The organism is Flavobacterium sp. (assembly GCF_035299245.1).
In the GTDB taxonomy this organism is placed as follows: Bacteria; Bacteroidota; Bacteroidia; order Flavobacteriales; family Flavobacteriaceae; genus Flavobacterium.
Map to the genome: position 1 here is coordinate 1 of NZ_DATGWY010000016.1, position 25,481 is coordinate 25,481.

The 25,481-nt window shown below is 34.8% G+C and carries 20 protein-coding genes; 11 read left to right on the forward strand and 9 right to left on the reverse strand.

Features of this window, described 5'->3' with window-relative positions; translation table 11 throughout:
• Nucleotides 1-17: 17 nt before the first annotated feature.
• The 8 genes from VK161_RS11350 to VK161_RS11385 all read right to left on the reverse strand — a co-directional run bounded on the left by VK161_RS11350 (nt 18) and on the right by VK161_RS11385 (nt 6,567).
• Complete coding sequence (locus tag VK161_RS11350; protein WP_324214900.1) at nt 18-629, reverse strand: hypothetical protein; 612 nt, start codon at nt 627-629, stop codon at nt 18-20.
• A 192-nt stretch (nt 630-821) separates the two neighbouring features.
• On the reverse strand, nt 822-1,358 hold the full coding sequence (locus VK161_RS11355; protein WP_324214901.1) for a hypothetical protein: 537 nt from the start codon (nt 1,356-1,358) through the stop codon (nt 822-824).
• Nucleotides 1,359-1,538: 180 nt separating this feature from the next.
• Nucleotides 1,539-1,931, reverse strand: a complete 393-nt coding sequence (locus tag VK161_RS11360) for a hypothetical protein (protein ID WP_324214902.1) — start codon at nt 1,929-1,931, stop codon at nt 1,539-1,541.
• A 233-nt stretch (nt 1,932-2,164) separates the two neighbouring features.
• Nucleotides 2,165-2,566, reverse strand: a complete 402-nt coding sequence (locus VK161_RS11365; protein WP_324214903.1) for a hypothetical protein — start codon at nt 2,564-2,566, stop codon at nt 2,165-2,167.
• A gap of 191 nt (nt 2,567-2,757) precedes the next feature.
• Entirely contained in the window at nt 2,758-3,459 is a 702-nt protein-coding gene (locus VK161_RS11370) for a hypothetical protein (RefSeq protein ID WP_324214904.1), read from the reverse strand.
• A gap of 188 nt (nt 3,460-3,647) precedes the next feature.
• Nucleotides 3,648-4,109 carry a hypothetical protein gene (locus tag VK161_RS11375; RefSeq protein WP_324214905.1) on the reverse strand — a complete coding sequence of 154 codons (462 nt, stop codon included), beginning with the start codon at nt 4,107-4,109 and terminating at the stop codon, nt 3,648-3,650.
• Between the two features lie 185 nt (nt 4,110-4,294).
• On the reverse strand, nt 4,295-4,753 hold the full coding sequence (locus VK161_RS11380; protein ID WP_324214906.1) for a DUF7674 family protein: 459 nt from the start codon (nt 4,751-4,753) through the stop codon (nt 4,295-4,297).
• Between the two features lie 59 nt (nt 4,754-4,812).
• Nucleotides 4,813-6,567 carry a tyrosine-type recombinase/integrase gene (locus VK161_RS11385; protein ID WP_324214907.1) on the reverse strand — a complete coding sequence of 585 codons (1,755 nt, stop codon included), beginning with the start codon at nt 6,565-6,567 and terminating at the stop codon, nt 4,813-4,815.
• Between the two features lie 156 nt (nt 6,568-6,723).
• Here VK161_RS11385 and nadC point away from each other — a divergent pair, with 156 nt between their 5' ends.
• The 4 genes from nadC to priA all read left to right on the forward strand — a co-directional run bounded on the left by nadC (nt 6,724) and on the right by priA (nt 11,980).
• Nucleotides 6,724-7,581 (forward strand): carboxylating nicotinate-nucleotide diphosphorylase, encoded by an 858-nt coding sequence (gene nadC / locus VK161_RS11390; RefSeq protein WP_324214908.1) that lies wholly within the window; start codon nt 6,724-6,726, stop codon nt 7,579-7,581.
• A gap of 68 nt (nt 7,582-7,649) precedes the next feature.
• Complete coding sequence (locus VK161_RS11395) at nt 7,650-8,585, forward strand: YihY/virulence factor BrkB family protein (RefSeq protein WP_324214909.1); 936 nt, start codon at nt 7,650-7,652, stop codon at nt 8,583-8,585.
• Between the two features lie 438 nt (nt 8,586-9,023).
• On the forward strand, nt 9,024-9,473 hold the full coding sequence (locus VK161_RS11400; protein WP_324214910.1) for a DUF2147 domain-containing protein: 450 nt from the start codon (nt 9,024-9,026) through the stop codon (nt 9,471-9,473).
• Between the two features lie 59 nt (nt 9,474-9,532).
• Nucleotides 9,533-11,980, forward strand: a complete 2,448-nt coding sequence (gene priA, locus VK161_RS11405) for a replication restart helicase PriA (RefSeq protein WP_324214911.1) — start codon at nt 9,533-9,535, stop codon at nt 11,978-11,980.
• Here priA and VK161_RS11410 read toward each other — a convergent pair.
• Nucleotides 11,977-12,672 carry a LytTR family DNA-binding domain-containing protein gene (locus tag VK161_RS11410; protein ID WP_324214912.1) on the reverse strand — a complete coding sequence of 232 codons (696 nt, stop codon included), beginning with the start codon at nt 12,670-12,672 and terminating at the stop codon, nt 11,977-11,979. The two genes, priA and VK161_RS11410, sit on opposite strands and share 4 nt — an antisense overlap.
• Before the next feature lie 189 nt (nt 12,673-12,861).
• On the opposite strand from VK161_RS11410, the gene rpsF reads away from it, so the two are divergent.
• The 7 genes from rpsF (at nt 12,862) to VK161_RS11445 (ending at nt 25,432) form a co-directional block, all read left to right on the forward strand.
• Complete coding sequence (gene rpsF, locus VK161_RS11415) at nt 12,862-13,203, forward strand: 30S ribosomal protein S6 (protein WP_298306969.1); 342 nt, start codon at nt 12,862-12,864, stop codon at nt 13,201-13,203.
• A gap of 2 nt (nt 13,204-13,205) precedes the next feature.
• A complete protein-coding gene (rpsR, locus tag VK161_RS11420) occupies nt 13,206-13,502 on the forward strand; it encodes a 30S ribosomal protein S18 (RefSeq protein WP_007138295.1) in 297 nt (98 codons plus the stop codon).
• Nucleotides 13,503-13,517: 15 nt separating this feature from the next.
• A complete protein-coding gene (gene rplI, locus VK161_RS11425) occupies nt 13,518-13,958 on the forward strand; it encodes a 50S ribosomal protein L9 (RefSeq protein WP_324214913.1) in 441 nt (146 codons plus the stop codon).
• A 270-nt stretch (nt 13,959-14,228) separates the two neighbouring features.
• Entirely contained in the window at nt 14,229-14,702 is a 474-nt protein-coding gene (locus tag VK161_RS11430; RefSeq protein WP_324214914.1) for a DUF6495 family protein, read from the forward strand.
• Nucleotides 14,703-15,433: 731 nt separating this feature from the next.
• Nucleotides 15,434-22,504, forward strand: coding sequence for a gliding motility-associated C-terminal domain-containing protein (locus tag VK161_RS11435; RefSeq protein WP_324214915.1), 7,071 nt, complete (start codon nt 15,434-15,436; stop codon nt 22,502-22,504).
• A 51-nt stretch (nt 22,505-22,555) separates the two neighbouring features.
• Nucleotides 22,556-23,476 (forward strand): type IX secretion system membrane protein PorP/SprF, encoded by a 921-nt coding sequence (locus VK161_RS11440; protein WP_324214916.1) that lies wholly within the window; start codon nt 22,556-22,558, stop codon nt 23,474-23,476.
• Between the two features lie 24 nt (nt 23,477-23,500).
• Entirely contained in the window at nt 23,501-25,432 is a 1,932-nt protein-coding gene (locus tag VK161_RS11445; RefSeq protein WP_324214917.1) for an OmpA family protein, read from the forward strand.
• Nucleotides 25,433-25,481 lie beyond the last annotated feature (49 nt).

Genomic DNA, 25,481 nt, shown 5'->3' on the forward strand with positions numbered 1-25,481 from the left:
TGTTAGCAACAGTTATTTTAATTGGATAATTTTCCTTCAATTAATCTATCCGCTGTGTAAGTCAATATGAAATATTTTGTTTCGAGCGAAAATTTAAGATAAGGCCTTTTTGAGAGTTCATAAAAGTCATAGAGAAAAAAATCTTGATACATTAAGTAGAGTGAAGGGTCGATTTTTGGTGTATTTAAATTAAAACAGTAATTTAAAATTGCATAATCACCATCTTGATCTAAAGTCATGTATTCCCAACATTCACAATCCCTATCCATTATTTTCTCATTATTAATTTTGGTTTTTCTTTTTAATTCAAGAAGATTTTTTACGACGTTTAGTGTGTCTTTCTCACCATTGTTCTTGGTAAAGATTATGATTCCATTTTTTGCGTTAAAATCTTGTGTTCCATTGCCAAAGTCAGCACTATTCAAATGAATTCTTTTGAAATCTCCGTTTGCTGAATAATACATAATTAAACTATCTCCATAAACTTCAGGTAAATCATTGTATACCGATGGTGCATTTTTTAAGAGTTTAATATTAGTCGAGAACTTTATTAAACCTTCAAAACTCTTTTGTCCATATGATAAATTGGACAGAAGAAAGAAAAGTAATAAATGCGATAATCGATTCATTTAAAATTACGTTTTTTATAATTGTTGCTAACGTTCCCCAGCTTTCGCTCTGTTGCTGCTGCGAACACTGACCAAAACAAACCTACGAATTTTCTTTGAAAGATAGAATTGTAGTCACTAGATTATTTTCCACGAAGAACAAAATAGCAAGCGCAAGCCCAGCAATAGGCGAAAACTGGTATTATGTGCTGTTTATTGATTATAAACTTTTGTGCTAGAAAGATTACCGTTATCGTCGAATTTTTCTATTTTTTTTAATTTACCATCTTCATAATATGCCTTACTTTTAATATTCCCATTTATATAATATGTTTTTGAAACACCAACAGTTTTTCCATTAACATAATTTACCTCTTCAAGTAATTCACCCGTTTCATAAAATAATTTATGTAAACCATCTCTTTCACCATTTTTGAAAAATCGAATACGGAAAATATTTCCTTTATCATCATAAATTAAATTTGATCCATCAAATTTTTTATTTTTTATTGTATAAACTGATTTTAATTTGTTGTTGACATAGATGTCATAATTCCCATCTGGAATTTCTTCTTTTAATGCAAAACCTTTAATTATTGAATTGGTAATTCTAACAAATATTGAATCAGAGGTTTTTTCTAAACTGTAATTTTCTTTTTCGTCTTTCAATATTTTTATATTATATTTTTTGACTTCTTGAGAAAATAATGTTAAGCTTGATAAAAATAATAATGTAAAAATGTATTTCATGTTTTCTTTAGTTTTTTTAAATAGCACATAACGTTCCCGTGCTTTGCGTCTGTTGCTGCTGCAATCACGAACCAAACAAACCTACAAATTTTCTTTGAAAGATAGAGTTGTAGTCACTAGATTATTTTCCACGAAGAACAAAATAGCAAGCGCAAGCCCAGCAATAGCGCAAAACACGTGTTAGCGGTAGTTTTTTTGTATAATTTCTAGTTTTCCTTCAGCTATGTTTTCTAAAATACTTACAAATGCTGGATTTCCACCTGATTGCCACTGTCCATTTTTATATATAATTTTAAAGTATTTATAATTATCATTTTCATTTGTTGAAACACGTAAACAATCGTTTTCATTTGCTGTATAATTAAAGTCAAAACAATTTTCAGCGTTCATTTGTAAAATTAATTCTTCACTTGAAATACCATTTTCAAAGTTTTCAGTGTATTTGGCAATTTTACCTCTTATATTAGATTCTTTTATGCCCTTAAAACGGGTTAAAGTCCATTCAGATAAATTTTCTACATTATCTAAATTTTCGCATGTACATAACTTGTATTTTTTTGTTATTTCACACATAGTCTTATATTCTTTTAAGGAATGATTACTTATATTAACTCGTCTCGTCTTTGATAAAATTACCGCTAACGTATACAGCTTGCACAAGTTGCTGCTGCAATGACTGACCAAAACAAAACTACAAAATTTCTAAGAAAGATAAAGTTGTTGTCACCAGATTATTTTCCACGAAGAATAAAATAGCAAGCGCAAGCCCAGCAATTGGTGCAAACTGTGGTTAGCAGTTCGTGCTTTTAATTAGCACTAAAGTTCTTAATCAGTTCAATGTCATTTAATTCTTTACAATTAAAGTCTTTAGGTTTAATGATTATGTATACAATTCGACCAAAAAATGATATAGTTGAATAAGCATACATTTGTTCAACAGTAACAATATTCTCAATACTATTATCGATTAAGGAAAATACTTCATTTCCTAAAAACTTATTTTTAGATCTATTTAAAAAATTTAGTTTATTAACTTCAACTTTGATAAACTGTTTTATACTTTCATTTATTAACAAATCATCAAACATTTTAATTGATTTTCCTTTTTCATCTTTTGTGTAGAAATCATTTGGTAAATGAAAATGCTTTTCATAACCATTTATTTTTACTCTGATAATATCTATTTTAAATTCAATATAAATTTTCATCTATTTTCGTAAACTAGCATGACTGCTAACGTGTCGCGGCTTACACCAGTTGCTGTTGCGAACACTGACCAAACAAATATACAGAATTTCTTTCGAACTAAATTAGTGAAATCAAGCCAAATGTCCACCGAAGCAAAAATGGTAAGCCCAAGCCCAGCAATTGGTGTAAACCGCTGTTAGCAAACGTTTTTTTATTCACTTCTAATAATTGGCATTGCTTTTAAGTTGTCTTGATCTTTATTTTTTTCAAGAACTACATTTGATTCAATGTAAAATGTTTTTAGCTTAGAATTGTTTGATATATTCAATTTCTCAATTTTTGTGTCCATAACATACAATTGAACTAGATTGATATTTTTGGATAAATCTAATGATACTAAGTTTTGGCAACCATCGAGATTTAGTGTTTCTAAATCTGCAAAGTATTCTGTATTTAAAGAATTAAATAAGTTGCCTTGTAGATATAAACTTTTTATTTTTTTTGAACCAATTTTAATTTCAACTAAGTCATTCCTGAAAGCAAAAAGTCCAGTCAATTTTTCAAGTTTACTCAAGTCAAGCTTACCTACGTTTCTATTATCTCCAATTACTAACTTTTCCAAATTTGTTAGCTTATTAATTATATCAAAATTCAAAATGTTGTTTTTGCGTAAATTTAGCTCTTTAAGATTTTTAAAACTGTCAATTCCAGATAAATCGTAGATGTTTTTTTCATCGAGTTTAAGTTTTGTGATAGAATCTAGTTCTTCATTTTCAAATGTTCCGTTACCATTTTTATCAACTCCCTGTTGAATTAGAGCTAGCTTTAAATTTACGTCTTTAAACTCCGATTTTTGTGCATTCGAAATTTTCGATAATCCAATTAATATTAAAAAAAGTATTTTCTTTTTCATAATGGTTTTTAAAATGTTTGCTAACGTTTGCAGCTTGCACCAGTTGCTGCTGCAATCACTGACCAAAACAAACCTACAAAATTTCTTAGAAAGATAGAGTAGTAGTCACCAGATTATTTTCCACGAAGACGAAAATAGCAAGCGAAAGCCCAGCAATTGGTGCAAACTGTTGTTATAAGCCGTTATTATTATTTTATTTTCTCATTTAATGATTTCAAACCTAAATTAGATAATATCTGTCCATTAAAATTATATTTCTTTTCATCTTTCAATGATATTTTAATTTCAATTGAACTTTCATATTTATCTCCAAATAATCCTAGAATTTTGATTATTGAAATAGCCTTGTATGGTAGATTTTTGTAGATTATTTTTCTCCCTTTTAGAGAATCTAATTCGATTTTTTTTAATGTAAATCCAAATATATTTTTAAAGATTAGTAATCTATTTATTAAATAAATAGAATGAACTAGAAAAAATAATGAGGAAATAGTAAAGACAAAAATTATCAAGTATAGAGTTAGGTTATCTATGTTGATGGAAAATTTTTGTTTTAATATTTTATTTGAAATATAGAAAAAAAGAAAAACAGTAACGACTATTAGTATAGTTCTAAAGCGCAAATATTTTTTATCGTTTTCAAATTTCATAGTGTAGTTTTATAATGGCTTATAACGTGTCGCGGCTTACACCAGTTGCTGCTGCGAACACTGACCAAACAAATATACAGAATTTCTTTTGAACTAAATTAGTGAAAACAAGCCAAATGTCCACCGAAGCAAAAATGGTAAGCCCAAGCCCAGCAATTGGTGTAAACCGCTGTTGTAGGTAGTTTTTATTTTTTCTTATTCAATATTTTTTCACTTTCCAAAGTTTTTTTCCAATCCTCGTTTTCCCAAAAATCAATTAATTCTCTCCAAGCTTTAAGTGAATTAGGTTTTAGCCATTTGTCAAAAGAATTATAATAGTCAATTTCAGTTCCACCGATATTTTGGATTCCCTCAAAGAGTCCAATTACGATTAGTTCCTTAACATAATGCTCACCATAAATCATTATTTCTTCTACATTTTCAAAGAAAATTTGAAAAGTCTCGGTTTGTTCTGCTTTTTTCTTTTCAACTATAAACCTAGAAATCTCTCCAATATCCATATAATTCAGACGATCATTTTGGTTATCATACTCAATTTTAACCTCTGAATTATAGAAATCAGTAAGTTCATTCCAATTCGAAATTAGTTTTTGAAAGACTTTTTCAATATCAGATTGTTGATATTTGATTTCTGTTTTTTTCATTTTTCACGGTTAAAATTACCTACAACTAGTAAATATCACCAAATATATGCAACATTTTGCTAATTTTTTTCATTGATGGTTTTTTTATGGTTTTCGTCTACTAGGCGATCCAATGGGCTTTGGATTTTGTCTACGGCGCTTTTGGTTAGGTGAGTGTAAATCGTGGTGGTTTTGATGCTTGAATGGCCTAAGAATTGTTGGATGTAACGAATGTCGGTGCCGCTTTCTAGTAAATGTGTGGCAAAACTGTGACGTAGCGTGTGTACGGATGCTTTCTTTTCCAAACCCGATTTCTTCAAGGCATCGCGCATCACTTGTTGAACACTCGTTGTGCTGTAAGGTTCGCCCGCAAATTGCCCTTCAAATACATAATGTTTGCCATTGTACAATTGACGGTAGATTTCTAAAGATTGGACTATCGAAAACGGCAACATCACCATTCGATCTTTCTTCCCTTTGGCATTGGAAATGTGAATTTTATATTCGCTAAATAAAATGTCTTTCCACTTCAAATTTACAATTTCACTTACACGTAATCCTGCGCCATATCCTATTAATAGTAGTAATTTGTGCTTCGGATTGTCAACCACTTGAAAGATTCTCAAACATTCTTCCATAGTTAAAACCGTTGGCAATTTCTTTTCTTTTTTCGGACGCGGTAAACGAAATTCCATCTCGTGTTTGCCCAAAACTTGGTGAAAATAAAATTGCAAACCATTCACCATACTGTGACCCGAAGTAGCCGAAAGTCCGCGTTCCATCAATGAACCTAAAAATCGAATAATTTCTTTTTGCTTGACATCTTCTGGATTTCTGAATTCAATATGACGCAAAAATTGTATGAACGAACCGCAATACGTTCGCAAAGTAGAACTGCTGTAATTCAATGCTAATAAAGTATCCACTAGATCTTCAACATAAGGTCGACCTTCATCGGGAACTTGATCAAAAATGGACTGTTTTGTTTTACTCAAATCAATCTGCTTTCGATTGGGCATGTTCTTCTTTTGCAAATAATCCTTCGGAAGTTCATTCTCAATTAAAATCGAATAGGCTTCCATTTGTAATTGAATGCTTTCGTACATCAATGGAGCTGCAGGTAATAAATAGCAGTTCTTATTTTTATTGTATTTGGACATTGAAAACCGCTTCAATTGTTCGTGAACCACTACTAATTTCGGAACGTAAATCTCCATCCAAGCCACATCTTCAAAATGCGGTTTGATGACAATTTTTTGACCTTTGTGTTGGGTTTCTTTGAAATTGAAATCATCACCAAAAAACGGACTCACACCTAAAATTTCTTCGACTTCTGATTTCACTTTCGGATTGCGTAATGCCATATACGACTTGTAAGCAGAATTCCAATAAACACCTTTTACACCCAGTAATTGTTTGGAAATTTCGCTGTGGTAATGCATCTTAAAAACCCAATATTTTCCAATGTTTTCGAGTAATCGTAGCCGCAATTTAGGTTGAAACAGTTGAACTGCTTTATGTACAGGATTGCTCACGGAAGTAGAGCCTAACTGTAGTGCACTTGAAGTTATGGGTGAAAGGTCACGGCCATTGCCGGTCACCAATTGCGTTTCAGTTACTGACGAATCAGTGGAAGTGTCAATTTGTATTGAATCAAAATGTTGTTTAAGTAAAGAGTAAGAAGCAGTGTCATAGTTGACGTACCAACACGAATGTGTTTTACTGTAAAAAGCACCAATCGACTTTAAAATGTCTTTGGTTTCGATAGAATAATCGAAATAGATCCCAATTCGAAAGGCATCTCGGTGCCAGATTTTGCGTATAATAATGGACATAGGCGTATAGTTGATGGAGCTAAAGTAGTGAAAAAGAAGAACATGTGAAAGAGAAATTGAGTAAGATTTAAGGTAATTATTAACAATTTTTAAAATTGATGGTTATCATTTAAAAAGAAAATCATTTTCATTACTTTAGCAAAACAAATTACTATTATGATTTCTGAAGAACAATTTCAAAACGAACTCCATTTAATCATCACCAATGCATTGCGCGAAGATATAGGCGATGGCGATCATTCGTCTTTAGCATGTATTCCAGCTTCGGCACAAGGGAAAGCCAAGTTGTTAGTCAAAGACAACGGAATCATCGCTGGAGTGGAATTCGCTAAAATGGTATTTCAACAGGTCGATTCCAATCTGAAAGTAGAGACCTTTATCGAAGATGGGAGTGAAGTGAAGTACGGCGATGTAGTGTTTCACGTTTCAGGAAGTTCACAATCCATATTGAAAGCCGAACGATTGGTGCTGAACTCAATGCAACGTATGAGTGCGATAGCGACAAAAACCAAAAAATACGTTGATTTGCTTGTTGGAACCAATGCCAAAGTACTCGATACGCGCAAAACAACGCCAGGTTTTCGTGCTTGTGAAAAATGGGCAGTAAAAATTGGCGGAGGCGAAAATCACCGATTTGCGTTGTATGACATGATCATGCTCAAAGACAATCACAATGATTTTGCAGGTGGAATCACCAAAGCCATTAACAAAACCAAACAGTATTTAAAGGACAACAATAAAGATTTAAAAATAATCGTTGAAGCTAGAAATTTAGATGAAATCGACGAAATTTTGCAATCGGATGGTATTTACCGAATACTCATCGACAATTTTAATTTTGAAGACACCAAAAAAGCAGTCGAACGCATCGGAAATAAATGTCTAACTGAGTCATCGGGCAACATCAACGAAAATACGATTAGACACTACGCCGAATGTGGTGTCAATTATATTTCATCTGGCGCATTAACCCATTCAGTCTATAATATGGATTTGAGTTTAAAAGCGATTTGAAGTCGAAAGTAAATAGTATTTTATTAATCCTAAAATCTTACAGTCTAAAAATCTAAGCAGTCTAAACAATGACCATCGAGCAAAAAATAAAAAACCTTCCCGTAATACGCCACCTAATTCAATTGTGCGACAGCATTAAGTTGCCTTGGTTGCACGGTTTGTCGTTGTATGAGTTGCTCGATTTGTATATAACCGGAATCATCGAAGGTGCGCTTTCGTACCGCGCAGCAGCCATTGCCTTCAGTTTCTTTATGGCGTTGTTTCCGTTCGCGCTGTTCATTCTGAATCTCATTCCGTACATTCCCATTCAAGGTTTTCAAGAAGATTTTCTGAGTTTTGTACAAGAAGGTGTTCCACCAACCACTTACGATGCCATTGCCAAAATCATTGATGATATTTTGCACAACAGTAACTCAGGCTTAATATCAACCGGATTTTTCATGGCGATTTTTTTAATGACCAACGGTGTAAATGCCATTATGGGTGGCTTCGAAACTTCGGCTCACATCACACTCAAACGCAAGTATTTTCGGCAGTATTTTGTGGCATTGGGAATGTCCATTTTATTGTCTTTAATATTAATCATTACCGTTGCAGCCATCGTAATTTCGGAAGTGTTGATTCAGATGAGTAAAATTCAAGATGTGCTTTCAGAAGATATTCCTTTGATTCAAATGAGTCGGTATATCTTTCTGATTTTGATGATATTAATTACTACTTCTTTTTTGTTTAAATACGGAATCAAACGCGACGGAAAACGGGCTTTCATTTCCATTGGTTCAGTTTTTACCACTATTTTAATCATTATTTCTTCGTACTTTTTCGGAATCTGGGTAGTCAAATTCTCGAAGTACAACGAACTCTACGGTTCTATCGGAACACTGCTCATCGTCATGTTTTACATCTGGATCAATTGTATGATTTTATTACTTGGCTTCGAACTCAATGCTTTAATTCAAAAACTCAAAAGAGAAAAAGCAAAAGAATTAGAAACAGAAGTTTAGAATTTCGTTCACTACTTGTCCTGCTTTTCGTTCCAATCTTTCATCCCGTTTTGAAAACGAGATGAAAGGATTTCCACTTCAATCAGGGTTAGGTTAGCACTTTTTGTAGTTTGTTAGTAACTAAGCTAATGTTCATTTTTGAATAAAAATTTTTAGTTTTATTCTGCCACTAATTCTCGAATTTTTTGCAATTTGATTATTGATTTAATTCGAATGTTCATCGTAGATGAACAAATTTGATGATAGAATTTATTTTTAATTCGTGAATTCGTGGCAAAAAATAAAAAAATGTATCAATTAGTCCGAAATTGGCAATTTGTTTTTTTTGTTAGTTTTACTGATTTAATCTATTGGCTGTTCATGAAAATTTGTGAAATTCGTGTCAACTCCAAACCAAAAAAAAGTATATTTGTGTCAGTTATAAACTAAATGATTCCAATGAGATTTGTTCAGAAAAACATTTTGTGCCTAATCTTTGCTTTGCTTTTGACAACGCAATGGTGTTGTTCACAATCACTCGTAGGAAGATGGAAAACCGTTGACGACGAAACAGGTAAAGAAAAGGGTGTTGTTGAAATTTATGAGAAAAGCGGAGTCTATTACGCAAAAATTGTTGAGATTTTTGAAGCCGAACATAAAAATAAAAAATGTGTTTTGTGTTCTGGTGACGACAAAGACAAACCGTTTCTTGGCCTAGTCATCATAAGAGGTTTGAAAAAACACGAAGGCGAATTCAACGGCGGAACCGTACTGGATCCTAAAAACGGTAAACACTACAAATGCTACATCAAATTTGAAAGTAACGATAAAATTAAAATACGAGGTTACATCGGAGTTCCGTTACTTGGTCGAACGCAGTATTGGTACCGTGTAAAAAACTCAAAATAAAACCCATAACCTACAACTGATAAACTACAACTGACAACCCACAACCCAAACCCACAGCCATGTTTTTCATCGAAGCCATCTTGCCACTTTCTCTGCCAAAAACCTTTACGTACAGTGTTTCAGAATCGGAATTCCAATTCATAAAAAAAGGAATGCGCGTTATGGTTCCGTTTGGAAAAAGTAAGATGTATACGGCTTTGGTAGTCGATTTGCATCAAATTCCGCCCACACTTTACGAAGCCAAGGAGATTCACCAAATTTTGGATGAACAACCCGTTGTAAACGAATTCCAAATTGCTCATTGGAACTGGATTGCGTCGTATTATATGTGTAACATTGGCGATGTGTATCGTGGAGCTTTGCCCAGCGCTTTGATACTGGAAAGCGAAACGTTGTTGAGTCAAAAAAGCGGTGCATTTGTAGACGAATCACAACTCTCGGATGATGAATTCCTCATTTATGAAGCCTTGCAACACCAAAGTTCACTCAAAGTGAATGACGTGATGGGAATTCTCAATAAGAAGAAAGTCTTTCCAGTTATTCAGCAACTCATTAGTAAAAACATCCTTCACTTAGAAGAAGAAGTGGTTGAAGAATACAAACCAAAACTAGTGAAGTACATTCGTTTACACGAAAATTATGCTTCAGAAGAAAAACTAATTGAACTTTTAGACGACTTAAAAGGAGCGAAGCAAAAAGATTTAGTATTACAGTATTTCCAACTTACCGCTCAAGACAAAAAGCCTATTTCAGTAAAACAATTGCTTTCAGTTTCGTCATCTACATCCAACTCCATCAAAAGCTTAGTAGATAAATCTGTTTTTGAAGAATACTATATTCAAGAAGACCGAGTAAATTTTGACGGAAACAAAAAAGAACAAAATTTAATTCTAAGTGCAGCGCAACAACTAGCATTTGACGAAATCAAAACGTCGTTTGAAACCAAAGAGGTGAGTTTGCTACACGGAGTAACTTCTTCCGGGAAAACCGAAATCTATATCAAACTTATTGAAGAATTCTTAAAACTCAACAAACAGATTTTGTATTTGCTTCCTGAAATTGCACTTACAACCCAATTGGTTTCACGTTTGACAGCCTATTTCGGGAATAAAGTGGCCGTTTTTCATTCGAAATATTCCAATAACGAGCGAGTAGAAGTTTGGAATCAAGTGTTGTCGGATTCAGAGAAAGCACAAATTGTAATCGGAGCGCGTTCGGCTTTGTTTTTGCCATTCTCCAATTTGGGTTTTGTGATTGTGGATGAAGAACACGAACCTACTTTTAAGCAGCAAGATCCAGCGCCGCGTTACCATGCTCGTGACGCAGCGATAGTTTTGGCAAACAGTCATCAAGCTAAGGTTTTGTTGGGTTCAGCTACACCTAGCATTGAAACCTATTATAATGCTCAAACAGGAAAATACGGTTTAATAGAAATTAATGAACGCTTCGGAAAAGCGCCATTGCCCGAGATTGAGTTGGTCGATTTAAAAGATTCTTATTTCCGTAAAAGAATGAAAGGTCATTTCAGTTTGACGATGATTGACGCTATTACTGAAGCGCTTTCATTGGGTGAACAAATTATTTTATTTCAAAACCGCCGTGGATTTTCGCCTGTGTTGGAATGCATGACGTGTGGAAATGTACCTCAATGTCCGAATTGCGATGTGAGTTTGACTTATCATAAGTTCAAAAACCAATTACGTTGTCATTATTGCGGTCATTCGATTGCAAAACCAACCAACTGCCATGTGTGTTCGAGTGTTGATTTGACTACCAAAGGTTTCGGAACCGAACAAATAGAATTGGAGCTAGCCGAGTTGTTTCCGACAAAAAACATCAAACGAATGGATCAAGATACGACTCGAGGCAAGTACAGTTTTGAGCGCATCATCGATTCGTTTAAAAATAGAGAAATTGATATTTTGGTCGGAACGCAAATGTTGGCGAAAGGTTTGGATTTTGATAATGTCTCGTTAGTCGGCATTATGAATGCGGATACGATGTTGTATTACCCTGATTTTAGAGCGTTTGAACGTAGTTTTCAAATGATGACTCAAGTAGCGGGAAGAGCAGGTCGTTCGGATAAAAAAGGAAAAGTAATCATACAAACCTACAATCCGTTGCATTCGATTATTCAGCAAGTAACGTTGAATCGATACGATGAAATGTACAAAGAGCAATTGTATGAACGTAAAATTTACAATTATCCGCCGTTTTATAAATTAATCCGATTAACTTTAAAACATCGTGACTTCGAAAAACTGAAAGAAGGAGCAATGTGGTTGTATCAAGTAGCTTCTCAAAATTTAGATATTCCTGTTTTAGGTCCGGAAGAACCTGCAATCAGCAGAATTCGTAACGAGTACATTCGTACCATCATGATAAAAATTCCGCAATCAAAGCCATTGGGTACAACAAAAAAAACTATCCAGAAAATACTGAATAGTTTTGATGTTATTCCGCAATACAGAACCATTAAAGTTACTGTAAACGTCGATTTTTATTAAGCGATTGCTAAAGCTTTGACTAAATCTTCTTTTTTGTTTCGGCTGAGTGGAATTTTAGTAACCCCAATTTCAGCGAATTTACTATTGAAACGTTCTACTTTGTCGATATTAATAATGTACGACTTGTGAACTCTAATGAATTTGTCTTTGGAAAGGTCTTTTTCAAAAGATTTCATAGTAGAAAGCACCAAGTTAGTGTCTTCTTCGGTAACTACTTTCACGTAATCACCATAGGCTTCGATCCATTTGATTTTATTAGTGTATACTTTTAATTTTTTCAAGTTACTCTTAATAAAGATGTGATCGCCTTCCATGTCATGATTGTCTTGACGAAGCATATGTAGGTCTAATGCTCTTTTCACTGAAGCGTTAAAGCGCTCAAGTACAATCGGTTTTTGTAAATAATCGGTGGCATCATAATCAAATGCTTTCAACGCATAATCGGCTTTAGAAGTAATGAATATGACTTGAGGTTTAACTTGTAAGCCATCAATAAAATCAAAACCACTAATAATTGGCATCTCTACATCCAGGAAGATTAAATCCACCGTATGTACAGTCATGCAATTTTTAGCTTCAATTGCGTTAGAAAAATCACCAACCAAGTGTAAATTTGGATGATTATTTACTAACTTTGTAATGACCATACGTTGTAACGTACTGTCATCAACAACTACACAATTTAATTTCATACTGTTTTTATTTTAAGATTTGGAGGTGTAAATATACTACATTTTTTTTATAAAACTAATTTTTATCGATTTTTTTTGCTTTTAAGCAGTATTTTTTTGCATTTTGGCGATTTTTATACTTTCGTAGTTGTGTATTAATTATTTATGGTTACTTTTGCACCCAATTTTATATAATTAAATACTTATATTATGAATCATTATGAAACTGTTTTCATCTTAAATCCCGTTTTATCTGATGTTCAGGTAAAGGAAACAGTAAGCAAATTTGAAGATTTTCTTACTTCGCGCGGTGCTAAGATGGTATCAAAAGAGGATTGGGGCTTGAAAAAATTAGCTTACGAAATCCAAAACAAAAAAAGTGGTTTTTACCATTTATTTGAATTCCAAGTAGCTCCAGAAGTATTAATTGCTTTTGAAACTGAATTCAGACGTGACGAAAGAGTTATGCGTTTCTTGACTGTAAGTTTAGACAAACACGCAATTTCTTGGGCAGAAAGAAGAAGAGAAAAACTTAAAGCATCAAAAGCGTAATTATGGCAACACTACAACAATCAGCTTCAGGAAAAAAAGACGGAGATATCAGATATTTAACGCCTTTGAACATCGAAACCAACAAAACAAAAAAGTATTGTCGTTTCAAAAAATCTGGAATCAAATACATTGATTATAAAGATGCAGATTTCTTATTAAAGTTCGTTAACGAGCAAGGAAAAATTCTTCCTCGTCGTTTAACAGGAACATCTTTAAAGTACCAAAGAAAAGTGTCAGTTGCAGTTAAAAGAGCACGTCACTTAGCATTAATGCCATATGTGGCTGATTTACTAAAATAATAAAGAGGCAAGATTATGGAAATTATATTAAAACAAGACGTTCAAAATTTAGGATTCAAAGACGATGTAGTTTCAGTTAAACCTGGATACGGTCGTAATTTCTTAATACCACAAGGTTTTGCTACTTTAGCAACTCCTTCTGCAAAAAAAGTATTAGCAGAAAATTTAAAACAAAAAGCGCACAAAGAGGCGAAAGTTGTTGATGATGCTAAGAAATTGGCTGAAGCTTTAAAAGCTTTAGACATCAAAATCACTTCAAAAGCAGGTGGTGAAAAATTATTTGGTTCGGTAACTAATATCGATATTGCTCATGCATTAGAAAATGCAGGTCAACCAATCGATAGAAAATTCATCACTAGCGGTACAGTAAAACGTACTGGTAAATATACTGCTTCAGTACGTTTACACAGAGATGTAGTGGTAGAATTACCTTACGAAATTATCGCTGAGCAATAATCAATTTGATTATTTAGATATAAAGTCCCGATTAGCGTCGGGATTTTTTTTTGAAGCTATTTCCCGCTTTCCGTTCCAATCTTTTTTGTAAAAACCCTTTTTTCCAAGCAGTAAAAGGAGCTTCTATGGTCGCTCTTTTACTACAGTAAAAAATAGGTTTTTCCTAAAAAAGGATTTCCACTGCAATCGGGGCTAATCAGTAGCACAAATAAAACTCAGTAACCTAGAAACTTTGCAACTCAGTAACTCAGCAACTCAGCAACTTAAGTAATGAAATACAAAAGACTAACCAAAGAACAATTTGAAGCCTTACACCAAGAATTTGCCAACTTCTTAGCTTCACAATCCATAGATAAAAAAGAGTGGGACGAAATTAAAGCGTCAAAACCCGATGTGGCCGAACAAGAACTCGATGTGTTTTCTGATCTAATTTGGGAAGGAGTTTTAACCAATGCCAAATTTTTAGAGCATTTTTCTAAAAATCATGTTTTTCTTTTTCATTGCCAAGAAGAATTCATTCAATCCATTGTTTTGAAATCTCTCGATGCTTCGGTGGATTTTCTAACCAAAGAAGGGTTGCAGTGGTTGAGCGATAATATGTTTACTGAAACCGTAGAAATTCATGTTGGTAAAAAAGACTACGAAAGCGAGCGAAATTCGGCAATTTTTGATCTAATTACTCAAGGTGCTATTTTGAGCGATGGTCAATTGTACATGCAAATTCATCAAATCATCACTCGTTAATGAGTTGAGTTGTGTTTAAAAAGCATTATTTTCTTACGAATTTTAAGGTTGTTTTACGGATTCTTTTAGTGAAATAGCAACCCTTGATTTAATTTGGCTCTAAGTATTAGTAGGAAAAATATTAAGGAAAAATGCCTGTAACGGTTTTTGTTTCTCAATTTCTGTTTTTTTAGCTATTGTATGCGTTTTTTTGTTCAGATATTCAGTTCTATCTAATTGTTTTTCAATAGTTTTCATCCGTTAATTATTTCGCAAAATTGAATTGTTAATAATTCAATTCTTTTGTTTTATTTAAGTAATTTCTTCATAATTTTAAGAAATAATTTATTTTTTTTATTTTTTTATTGACTTTGCTTTATGAATTGTTTAACTTTGATAAACCTTAAAACCAAATTTGAAGCACAAACTTTGCTTCGATTAGTTCTATCTAGTTTTGCATGCCATAGAGCGTGTAATAATAGGTGACGTTCGTAAATCATACAGATGATTTGTGACGTAGTTTATGTATACATTTATTTGTTGATTGGGGCTTCAAATGAATAAAATTTAAAACTAATTAAAATGTAAGTATTTAGTTATGTGACATTTTTTTTGGAAATATTATTTATGTGATGTTTAATTAATCAGCTTTTAACCTACAAAAAAAGCATCTTCATTATTCTAAAAATGTACATTTTCTCTTTGTGAGAACGATGATGCTTTGACCTATTATTAATTTAAAAATAATGCTTATGGAGTTCACTACTATCTTCAAAAGATCAGAAGTAAAGTCGATGGTTTTAGTTTTTTTAACTTTATTTCTGCACCCCAAAATCACTGCTCAATCCATTCCAATTGACGCTACAGTCATCTCAAGTCAGAGCAATGTAGATTTTTCTTCGAACGCCGTCGATGGTAATTCATCGACCAAAGCTGAAGTCAGAGCCAGTTCTGGAATAGCCATTGGTATTGGCGCCTATTCTGGATTCATTGAATTGCAGTTTCCTTCAACTTTACCTGCCAATACAACCTCTTTTGTAAAAATAGATACCGATGATAATTTACTACCCGCACTGTTAGGAGGAAGCCTTGGAGGTTTACTTTCCAGTACTTTGGGAACAGTTTTAATAGGCAATCAAGAGTTTACGGTACAAGCCAAAAACAATGCAACAGTAGTTTTACAAGGGAACAGTCAAATTCCCAATGAGTTTGCTACTAATCGCCTTAGAATTGTTGTTAATTCACAAAATGAATATTTTATAGCACTCACGCCGTCTCAAGATTACAACCGAATTCGATTGACCAACCGAGTAGGTTCATTAGTTGGACTAAACAATACAAAGCGACTGGGCGTTTATGGTGCATTTTATATTGGTACACCCGATCCATGCGGTGCAGCAAGCTACACTTCGTTTGATGGTTCGGGCTTGAATCTAGATCTATTAGGATTGGGTGGAGCAGGTGTCGCAAATCCGCACTACGTTATAGATAATACTCCTACTAATTTTTCAAGATTAAGCCTCGGAATCCTTGCTCTTGCTGCTTCAATCGAACAAACCGTTTATTTTGATGGATTATCACAACCTTCAGATCAGTTTTTAATTCGAATGAAAATTGACCCGTCTTTACTGGCTTTGGGAGTTGCCAACAATATACAAATCATTGGTTCAAACGGGCCAACAGTGGTTCAAACAGTCAATTTGAATTCGCTCTTGAATTTGGATTTACTGACCTTACTTCAAGGAAATCAAATTGCTGTCATTCCGTTTTCACCTAGTTCACCTGTCAACAGAATAACGATTAGATATAACTCACTTTTAAATGTGCAACTGACTCAAAGTTTGGACTTGTACGATATTAAACGAGTTCCACCACAACCCACAATAACAGATGCTTTTACTTTAAATCCAGTTATATGTTCGGGTTCAACGGCTACTTTAATTGCAGAATCGGTTTCGGGAACGGTTTTAAATTGGTACAACCAGCCATCAGGCGGAACTCCAATTGCCACAACAAATTCGGGAGCGCCCTTTGTAACCGGAATTCTAACTTCAGATACCACCTTTTATGTAGCAGCGATGCGTAACACTTGTTCTGAAGAGTCAAATAGGGTACGTGTTGATGTTGCTGTTGTTGATTTGCCAACCGCAAGTGATATTTCAATTGCATCAAATATAGATGCTTGTAATGGATTTGTGGTTTTATCGCCATCTTCTTCAATTGGTGGTGCCGTCTTTCGATATTATAAAGACCAACAAAAAACTCAAGAAATTACAACAGGCTACTCAGGAGATTCTGGTGTTACTTATTCGTTGAACAATGCAAATGGTCAATTGACGATTTCCGGACTTGCAGCAATAAATTCACCCTTCAGTTATTTCATCTCTTTAACTGTAGACGGACTTTGTGAAAATGCTCCCAACACACTTAAAGAAGTTGTTGTTTCTTACTCTAACGGATTAACACTGAATGTAAGTCCAACAATTCAAGGTTGTGGTTCTGTTAATTTGGTCGATGCGATACTTAATTTTGATGCTTCAACCGACATTCAGTATTTATTCTTTGATAGTTCAAATGCTCCTATAACTGCTGAAATGGCAGCCAATATTACTTCAAGTGGAACGTATTCTATTCAATCTACAAGTTTGCTTGGTGGATGTTCATCTCTTGTTCAGCAAGTAATAGTAACCGTTAATCCAGAACCTAGTTTAACTATTCCTGCAACAAGTATTGTCGTGAATTTAGGTAGTTCGGTAACTTTAAATGCTGTTTCTGATGGTACACTTGTTTGGTATGACTCAAATGGGAATGCATTACCGTCCAATACTTTTGGTACTTTCACTACACCCGGATTTTTCACGTTTACTGTAGTTACAAGTATTGGTTCTTGTACCAAAAGTGGAAGTATAGTAGTAGCTGTGATTGATGGCACAAATTGTCCACCACTAACCGAACGTGTTTACGCCGAAACTCAATCTTGGGGTTCCATTTTGACTGGTGGAGTTGTTAATTCGAGTGATGCGATTGATCAAAATCCACAAACGTATTCTACGATTAGCACAGGCATAGGTTTATTGGGAATCGGAACGACTTGGCAAACATTACAATGGAATACCACAATTGCGGCTGGAACACCAGTAACTGTAAAATTAGGTTCACAATACAGTGGATTAGTTGTAGCGGGCGCTTATTCCGTTATAGGAACAAAAAGAAACGGATCAGGCGTACCAATTGATATAGGGTTCATTCAACCTGTTTCTGGTTCATTGGTCGATTTATTGCCAGGTGAAAATTCCTTTGAGTTTTCTTTTGTTCCTTCAGATTCAAGTGGACCAAAAGAGTATGATGGCATTCGTGTAATAGTTGGTTCGATTGCGAGCGTGTCTCAAAATGTTAAAGTTTATGAAGCTTATTATGATAGAACAGTAACTCAAATTCCATGTGGTCCAAATGATGTTGAAGATGTTTTTAGTGGTGCAATTGATTTAGGTGTTGGTGTTGCAACATCAACAGTCGGAGTAGATAATCCTTTTAATGCAGTTGATGCAAGTACTTTATCCTATGCCACTTTGTACAGTGGAGCCGGAATTCTGGCAGCAGCTGATTTAACCGTTTCGTTTGTATCTCCAACGCTTCAAGGTGATGAAATAGATATAATGTTATCTCGACCAAGCACAATTTTAGATTTAAGTTTATTGTCTGGGTTTACCGTTCAAATGTATATGGGAAATACGCCCGTTGGAACTGTTTTAGACAATACATCAACTTTACTTTCTTTGATGTTGTTAAACGGTGGAGCAGAAGCCATGTTGACCATCGAACCTCAACCGATGCTGTACGATCGGATTAAAATTCGTTTTGGTGGTGTAGCAGGAGTTTTAGATCAATTGCGTATTCATGACATTAATAGAAGAGCCAATACACAAGTAATCGGTGCCGATCCAACCAATACTGTTGAAATTTGTGCAGGAGAAATGATTCAACTTGAAATTGCTCCTCAAGATTGTGTCACTTTTATTTGGTACGATGCTCCAACCGGAGGGAACATTGTTTCTACAGGTTATTCCTATACCGTTCCCAATACATTAACTCCAGGTACATACGATTATTACATTCAACCCGTACGTTTTGGTTGTGAAACATTTGATAGAGGAAAAGTGACTGTGGTCATAGGAAATACAGCTCCCAATAACGCCATCACTCAAATACAAATTAATGGTGATTCAAATACTACAATTTGTTCTGCAACAGGAGAAGTGACATTGTCTGCCCAATTGAATTCAACTTTGACAGTCACAAACCCAATTTATTATTGGTACAGTTTTGATGGTTCTAATCAAGTTTTGATTCCAAATGAAACTACGTCTACACTGCAAATTTCGAGTTTAGCACCTGGCACTTACACTTATTTTGTCGGAATTAGTTCAGATGAATATTGTCCAACAGCAGAAGCAGATAGAGCTCAGGTAACCTTCACCATTTTGCCGTTTTCTCAACCAACTGATATTACTGCAGATGATACTGCATTTTGTTTAGGAACAAATGCTCTAATTACACCGACTTCAACCTTACAAAACCCACAGTTTTTTTGGTTTTTTACCAACGATAATTCACAACCAATAACCAATGGGGTTACAGTAGGAAGCGCTACTTTTACTATTGATGCCAATGGAGTACTTACTGTTACTGGATTAACATCAACTTCAAGTCCGTATACGTATTACGTTGGATTGACTTCTGACACCACTTGTTTGAATCAATCGGGGAATTTTAAACCAGTTGTCATCACCGTAAATAGCGGAACTACACCAACCACAACATCAACGATTCAGACTTTTTGTCAAGTAGCCAATCCAACAGTTGCTAACATTCAAGTGAATGAACCCAACGTAACGTGGTACAATGCCCCAACTGGCGGAACGGCTTATGCTTCAACCGATTTGTTAGTTAATGGAACGATTTATTATGGTTCTATAGTTGATGGTTCAGGATGTGAAAGTGCGGTTCGTTTGGAAGTAACAGTAAATATAAACAACGGAACTACACCAACTACAACATCAACGACTCAGACTTTTTGTCAAATAACTAATCCAACTGTTACTAACATTCAAGTAAATGAACCCAACGTAACTTGGTACAATGCACCCACTGGCGGAACGGCTTATTCTTCAACCGACGCGCTCATTAATGGAACGATTTATTATGGTTCAATAATGGACGGTTCAGGTTGTGAAAGTTCAATTCGTCTCGAAGTAACAATAAATTTAAGCAATGGAACTACGCCAACCACCACTTCAACGACTCAAACTTTCTGTCAAATAACTAATCCAACAGTTGCTAACATTCAAGTGAATGAACCCAATGTAATTTGGTACAATGCACCAACTGGTGGAACCGCTTATTCTTCAACCGAAGCGCTCATTAATGGAACGATTTATTATGGTTCAATAGTGGACGGTTCAGGTTGTGAAAGTTCAGTTCGTTTGGAAGTAACTGTAAATATAAACAGCGGAACTACACCAACCACAACATCAACGACTCAGACTTTTTGTCAAGTGTCGAATCCGACAGTTGCCAACATTCAAGTAAATGAACCCAATGTAACGTGGTATAATGCACCAACTGGTGGAACTGCATATGCTTCAACCGAAGCGCTCATTAATGGAACGATTTATTATGGTTCTATAGTTGATGGTTCAGGTTGTGAAAGTTCAGTTCGTTTGGAAGTAACTGTAAATATAAACAGCGGAACCACACCAACCACAACATCAACGACTCAGAGTTTTTGCCAAGTGTTGAATCCGACAGTTGCTAACATTCAAGTAAATGAACCCAATGTAATTTGGTACAATGCACCAACTGGCGGAACCGCTTATGCTTCAAACGACGCGCTCATAGATGGAACTATTTATTATGGTTCAATAGTGGACGGTTCAGGTTGTGAAAGTGCGGTTCGTTTGGAAGTAACTGTAAATATAAATAGCGGAACTACGCCAACCACCACGTCAACGATTCAAACTTTCTGTCAAATAACTAATCCAACTGTTACTAACATTCAAGTGAATGAACCCAACGTTATTTGGTACAATGCTCCAACTGGTGGAATCGCTTATGCTTCAACCGATGCGCTCATTGATGGAGCGATTTACTACGGTTCAATAGTTGACGGTTCAGGATGTGAAAGTTCAGTTCGTTTGGAAGTAACTGTAAATATTAGTACAGGAACTACACCAACCACTAATGCACTGATTCAAAACTTCTGCCAATCGGATGCTCCAACTGTTAGTGCTATTCAAGTAAATGAACCTAATGTGACTTGGTATAACGCTCCAACTGGTGGATTCGCATACGCATCAACTGATTTGTTGGTAAATGGAAATGTGTATTATGCCTCTATGATTGATGGTTTTGGATGTGAAAGTTTAGTACGATTAGCAGTAACGGTTACTATTAGCACAGGAACTACACCAACTACTGCATCAACTACTCAAAGTTTTTGTCAAGCGTCCAATCCAACGGTATCCAATATTCAAGTGAATGAATCCAACGTAATTTGGTATGATTTACCAACGGGTGGAACGGCTTTACCGTCGACCGCTTTATTAGTCAATAATGGAGTGTATTATGCTTCTTTAGTTGATGGTTTAGGATGTGAGAGTACGCTACGATTAGCCGTTACGGTTACTATTGGTTTGGGCACAACTCCAACAACGACATCAACAACTCAAAGTTTCTGCCAAGCGGCCAATCCAACAGTATCAAATATTCAAGTGAATGAACCCAACGTAATTTGGTATGCTTTGCCAACAGGCGGTACACCATTAAGCGGATCTACACTCTTGGTAAATGGAACAACTTATTATGCCTCAATTATTGATGGTTCTGGTTGTGAAAGCTCAATTCGATTGGCCATTACTGTGAACTTTATCATCGATCCTGGAGCAACAATTACTGGCGGCTCAAGTCAGTCTTGTGCTCTTGAGCAAGTAACTTATACTACCAATCCAGGAATGACCAATTATGTTTGGGTTGTTACGAATGGAACAATACTATCTGGCGGACAACAAACGGACAATACAATTACAATTCAATGGTCCAATTTGGGTTCAGCAACGGTAGCTGTATCGTATACCAATGGTTGCTCCGTAATCAATAGTGCCACGTTAAATCTAACGGTTAATTCGTGCTCTGATTTGACCATCCTAAAAACAGTTGATAATCCAACTCCTTTCATTGATGACAATGTTAGTTTTACCATTACCGTGAGTAACGTAGGCAATTATCCTATTTCTAATGTTATTGTTGAAGATGTTTTACCAACTGGTTATTCGTTTGTTAGCGCCAATCCATCAGTTGGGACTTATAGCAGTGTAACTGGAGTTTGGACAATTCCGCTAATAGGAGCAAATCAAACTGCAACTTTAATAATTGTTGCAAAAGTGCTACCCAATGGCAACTATACCAATGTAGCATCCATTATTACTTCAGATCCAATAGATTTAGATCCAAGTAATAATATCTCTGAAGTAACAACCATACCGTTCTGTTTGCTGGTTTATAACGAATTCAGCCCCAATAATGATGGAGCTAATGATTTTTTCAATATTGACTGTATAGAGAGTTATCCCAACAACAAATTAGAAGTATTTAATCGTTACGGAGTACTTGTGTATTCTAAAGCAAAATATGTAAATGATTGGGACGGAACTTCAAATGTTTCGGGAACACTCAACAGAGATGACAAACTACCAACAGGAACCTATTATTATGTTCTCGATGTAGATAATATCCAAAAAAATGGATGGCTTTCAATTACCCGATAGTTGTCTGGGTATGAATCTTAAAATCGATTATTAATTCTAAAGTGCATTACTATGAAACTAAGCATAAGAATCAAAATGGTACTAAGTCTTTTTGTTGTCTCTTCAATTACAGCGCAGCAAAATCCAGAATATACACAATACATGTACAACACTATGACTGTTAATCCTGGTTACACAGGTTCGACAGGTTCATTGGAAGCTCTATTACTGCATCGATCGCAATGGGTTGGCATCGATGGTGCGCCAACTACACAATCATTCACCATTCATTCGCCATTGTACAATGAAAGAATCGGACTTGGATTGAGTGTCGTAAATGATAAATTGGGTCCATCGAACGAACTGATTTTTGAAGGGAATTTCTCTTATACAATTCCAGCTGGTGCGGATAAAAAATTGGCATTCGGACTAAAAGCGGGTGCTAGAAAACTCGATATCGATTGGTCAAAAGGGCGCTATTATGACGATGTTGACGCTCTTTTAAACAACAACATTAGTAACGAAATCAAACCTTCAATCGGAGCGGGTTTCTATTATTACTCGCAAAAATGGTACGTCGGAACATCGGTTCCCAATCTTATTCGTTCAAATTTTTACGATGACATTCAGGAATCAGTAACTATTGATCGTTTGCATTATTATCTTATTGGAGGTTATGTTTTTGATTTGTCGCAATCACTCAAATTCAAGCCCGCTTTTTTAGCCAAAGCGGTGAGTGGTGCGCCATTGTATTATAATGTTTCGGCCAATTTTTTAGTTCACGAAAAACTGACTCTTGGGGCTTCTTATCAAGTGGATGATTCCGTAAGTGCGTTGGCAGGTTTTCAAATAACCGACGAATTTTATATTGGCTATTCGTATGATTACACCACAACCAACTTAAATAAATACAATGATGGTTCGCATGAATTCATACTACGATACCAATTCCAAAAGAAGTCCAAACAAATTAAATCACCCCGATTCTTCTAAAACTACGAATAAAACTACGCGATTATGAGAAAAATTTACCTTTCACTGTTAGTATTGAGCTTGTCTTTAAGTTTTGGACAAGCAAAATTGAAGAAAGCGGATCAACTTTTTAAAACATATTATTTTGTTGATGCTGCAAAAGCTTATGAAGAATATTTAGAAACGGTTGATAAGCCTTCGATACAGACTTTAAAAAATGTAGCCGATTCGTATTATAACATTGATGATAATCGGAATGCATTGCGATGGTATCAAAAACTATATGATATTCAAGGAAACAGTTTGAGTGATGATTATTTTTTGAAATACATCCAATCGATGAAAGGTGTCATGGATTATGACAAAGCCAACCAATTGACCAAAGAATATTTGATCAAAAAAGGTGATCAAAAACAAATCGATCATTTTTTATCTCAAAAGCGAATGAACGATAGTCTTGCTGGCACCAAAAGCCTGTATGCAATTAAAAACTTAGACATCAATTCGTCTAAATCTGATTTTGGAGCAGCATTTTATGGAGAAAAAATCATCTTTACTTCGGCAAGAGATACGACCAATATCAACAAATTATACAGTTGGAACAATCAACCTTTTCTCAATATTTACGTTGCTGATCGAAATGTTAATGATGGTAATCTTTTTAGTGAAAGTCTTTTTTTGCCCAACGTAATGACAAAATACCACGAAGCAACGGCTACCGTTACTCCCGATTTAAAAACCATTTATTATACTACCAATATTGTTTTAAAAAAGAAACTAATCATTGACAATTCCAAAACCAACAACTTTCAAATTATTAAAGGCCAAATCGATGACGGCAAATTAGTAAAAACAGAGAGTGTATATTTTAATAGTAAAAACTACTCCGTTGGTCATCCATCGTTAAGTGAAGATGGTCGTTGGCTCTTTTTTGCTTCCGATATGCCCGGTGGTTATGGAGAAACCGATTTGTACGTTGTAAAAGTTGCTGAAGACGGTACTATGAGCTCACCAATTAATTTAGGTCCGAGTATCAATACTATTGGCAATGAATTATTTCCGTTTTTCAGAAATGGAATCTTGTATTTTTCATCGGATGGACATTATGGTTGGGGCGATTTGGATGTCTATCAAAGCAAATTTTCGGTCAACATGAGTTTTTCTGAACCAAGAAATTTAGGTGCTCCGATCAACAGTAACAAAGATGATTTTTCTTATATCGTAGATTCAACCGATTCGTATGGTTATTTTTCTTCCAACAGAGGCAACGGAAAAGGATGTGATGATATTTATTATTTTACCAAAGCAAAACCCGAATGCAACGAGTTGATTTCGGGTAAAGTCACCAATTCAAAATCGAAATTTGCCATTAGTGAAGCGACAATTACGGCTTACGATTCATTTGGAGATTTGATTGCAACTACAACTTCAAGCGCTACGGGTGAATACAAACTCACTATTCCTTGTGGAAAAAAAGTAAAAATAACGGCATCCAAAACCAACCACAGTACAGAATCCAAAGAGTTAGAAACGGGTAAGAAAAATGGCAATGAAACCAAAAATGTCAATTTTGAATTGAGTAATTACGACGATTTGATTGTGGTCGATAAAGGACAAGAGAAAATCAGTGTAAATCCAATATTTTTTAATTATGATAAGTGGGATATTACGCCACAAGCGTCAATCGAATTGGATAAAGTGGTTTTTGTAATGCAAAAATTCCCCAAAGTAAAAATCAAAATTGAATCGCATACGGATTCACGTGGAAAAGACAGTTACAATTTGAAACTATCAGACAATAGAGCAAAATCGACACAGGCGTACATTATATCTAAAGGAATTGATGCTTCTCGAATTGAAAGTGCTATTGGTTTTGGTGAAAGTAGACTCACCAACAACTGTAGCAACAATGTTAAATGCTCAGAAGAAGAACATTTTAAAAACCGAAGATCCGATTTTATTGTCCTCGAAAAATAATAATTGAATTTATTTGAACTAAAACCACTTTGAAAAGAGTGGTTTTATT

Bases quoted from the DNA above. Each gene is read 5' to 3' on its own strand.
- VK161_RS11350 (WP_324214900.1), bottom strand. From the start codon at position 629: ATGAATCGATTATCGCATTTATTACTTTTCTTTCTTCTGTCCAATTTA.
- VK161_RS11355 (WP_324214901.1), bottom strand. From the start codon at position 1,358: ATGAAATACATTTTTACATTATTATTTTTATCAAGCTTAACATTATTT.
- VK161_RS11360 (WP_324214902.1), bottom strand. From the start codon at position 1,931: ATGTGTGAAATAACAAAAAAATACAAGTTATGTACATGCGAAAATTTA.
- VK161_RS11365 (WP_324214903.1), bottom strand. From the start codon at position 2,566: ATGAAAATTTATATTGAATTTAAAATAGATATTATCAGAGTAAAAATA.
- VK161_RS11370 (WP_324214904.1), bottom strand. From the start codon at position 3,459: ATGAAAAAGAAAATACTTTTTTTAATATTAATTGGATTATCGAAAATT.
- VK161_RS11375 (WP_324214905.1), bottom strand. From the start codon at position 4,109: ATGAAATTTGAAAACGATAAAAAATATTTGCGCTTTAGAACTATACTA.
- VK161_RS11380 (WP_324214906.1), bottom strand. From the start codon at position 4,753: ATGAAAAAAACAGAAATCAAATATCAACAATCTGATATTGAAAAAGTC.
- VK161_RS11385 (WP_324214907.1), bottom strand. From the start codon at position 6,567: ATGTCCATTATTATACGCAAAATCTGGCACCGAGATGCCTTTCGAATT.
- nadC (WP_324214908.1), top strand. From the start codon at position 6,724: ATGATTTCTGAAGAACAATTTCAAAACGAACTCCATTTAATCATCACC.
- VK161_RS11395 (WP_324214909.1), top strand. From the start codon at position 7,650: ATGACCATCGAGCAAAAAATAAAAAACCTTCCCGTAATACGCCACCTA.
- VK161_RS11400 (WP_324214910.1), top strand. From the start codon at position 9,024: ATGAGATTTGTTCAGAAAAACATTTTGTGCCTAATCTTTGCTTTGCTT.
- priA (WP_324214911.1), top strand. From the start codon at position 9,533: ATGTTTTTCATCGAAGCCATCTTGCCACTTTCTCTGCCAAAAACCTTT.
- VK161_RS11410 (WP_324214912.1), bottom strand. From the start codon at position 12,672: ATGAAATTAAATTGTGTAGTTGTTGATGACAGTACGTTACAACGTATG.
- rpsF (WP_298306969.1), top strand. From the start codon at position 12,862: ATGAATCATTATGAAACTGTTTTCATCTTAAATCCCGTTTTATCTGAT.
- rpsR (WP_007138295.1), top strand. From the start codon at position 13,206: ATGGCAACACTACAACAATCAGCTTCAGGAAAAAAAGACGGAGATATC.
- rplI (WP_324214913.1), top strand. From the start codon at position 13,518: ATGGAAATTATATTAAAACAAGACGTTCAAAATTTAGGATTCAAAGAC.
- VK161_RS11430 (WP_324214914.1), top strand. From the start codon at position 14,229: ATGAAATACAAAAGACTAACCAAAGAACAATTTGAAGCCTTACACCAA.
- VK161_RS11435 (WP_324214915.1), top strand. From the start codon at position 15,434: ATGGAGTTCACTACTATCTTCAAAAGATCAGAAGTAAAGTCGATGGTT.
- VK161_RS11440 (WP_324214916.1), top strand. From the start codon at position 22,556: ATGAAACTAAGCATAAGAATCAAAATGGTACTAAGTCTTTTTGTTGTC.
- VK161_RS11445 (WP_324214917.1), top strand. From the start codon at position 23,501: ATGAGAAAAATTTACCTTTCACTGTTAGTATTGAGCTTGTCTTTAAGT.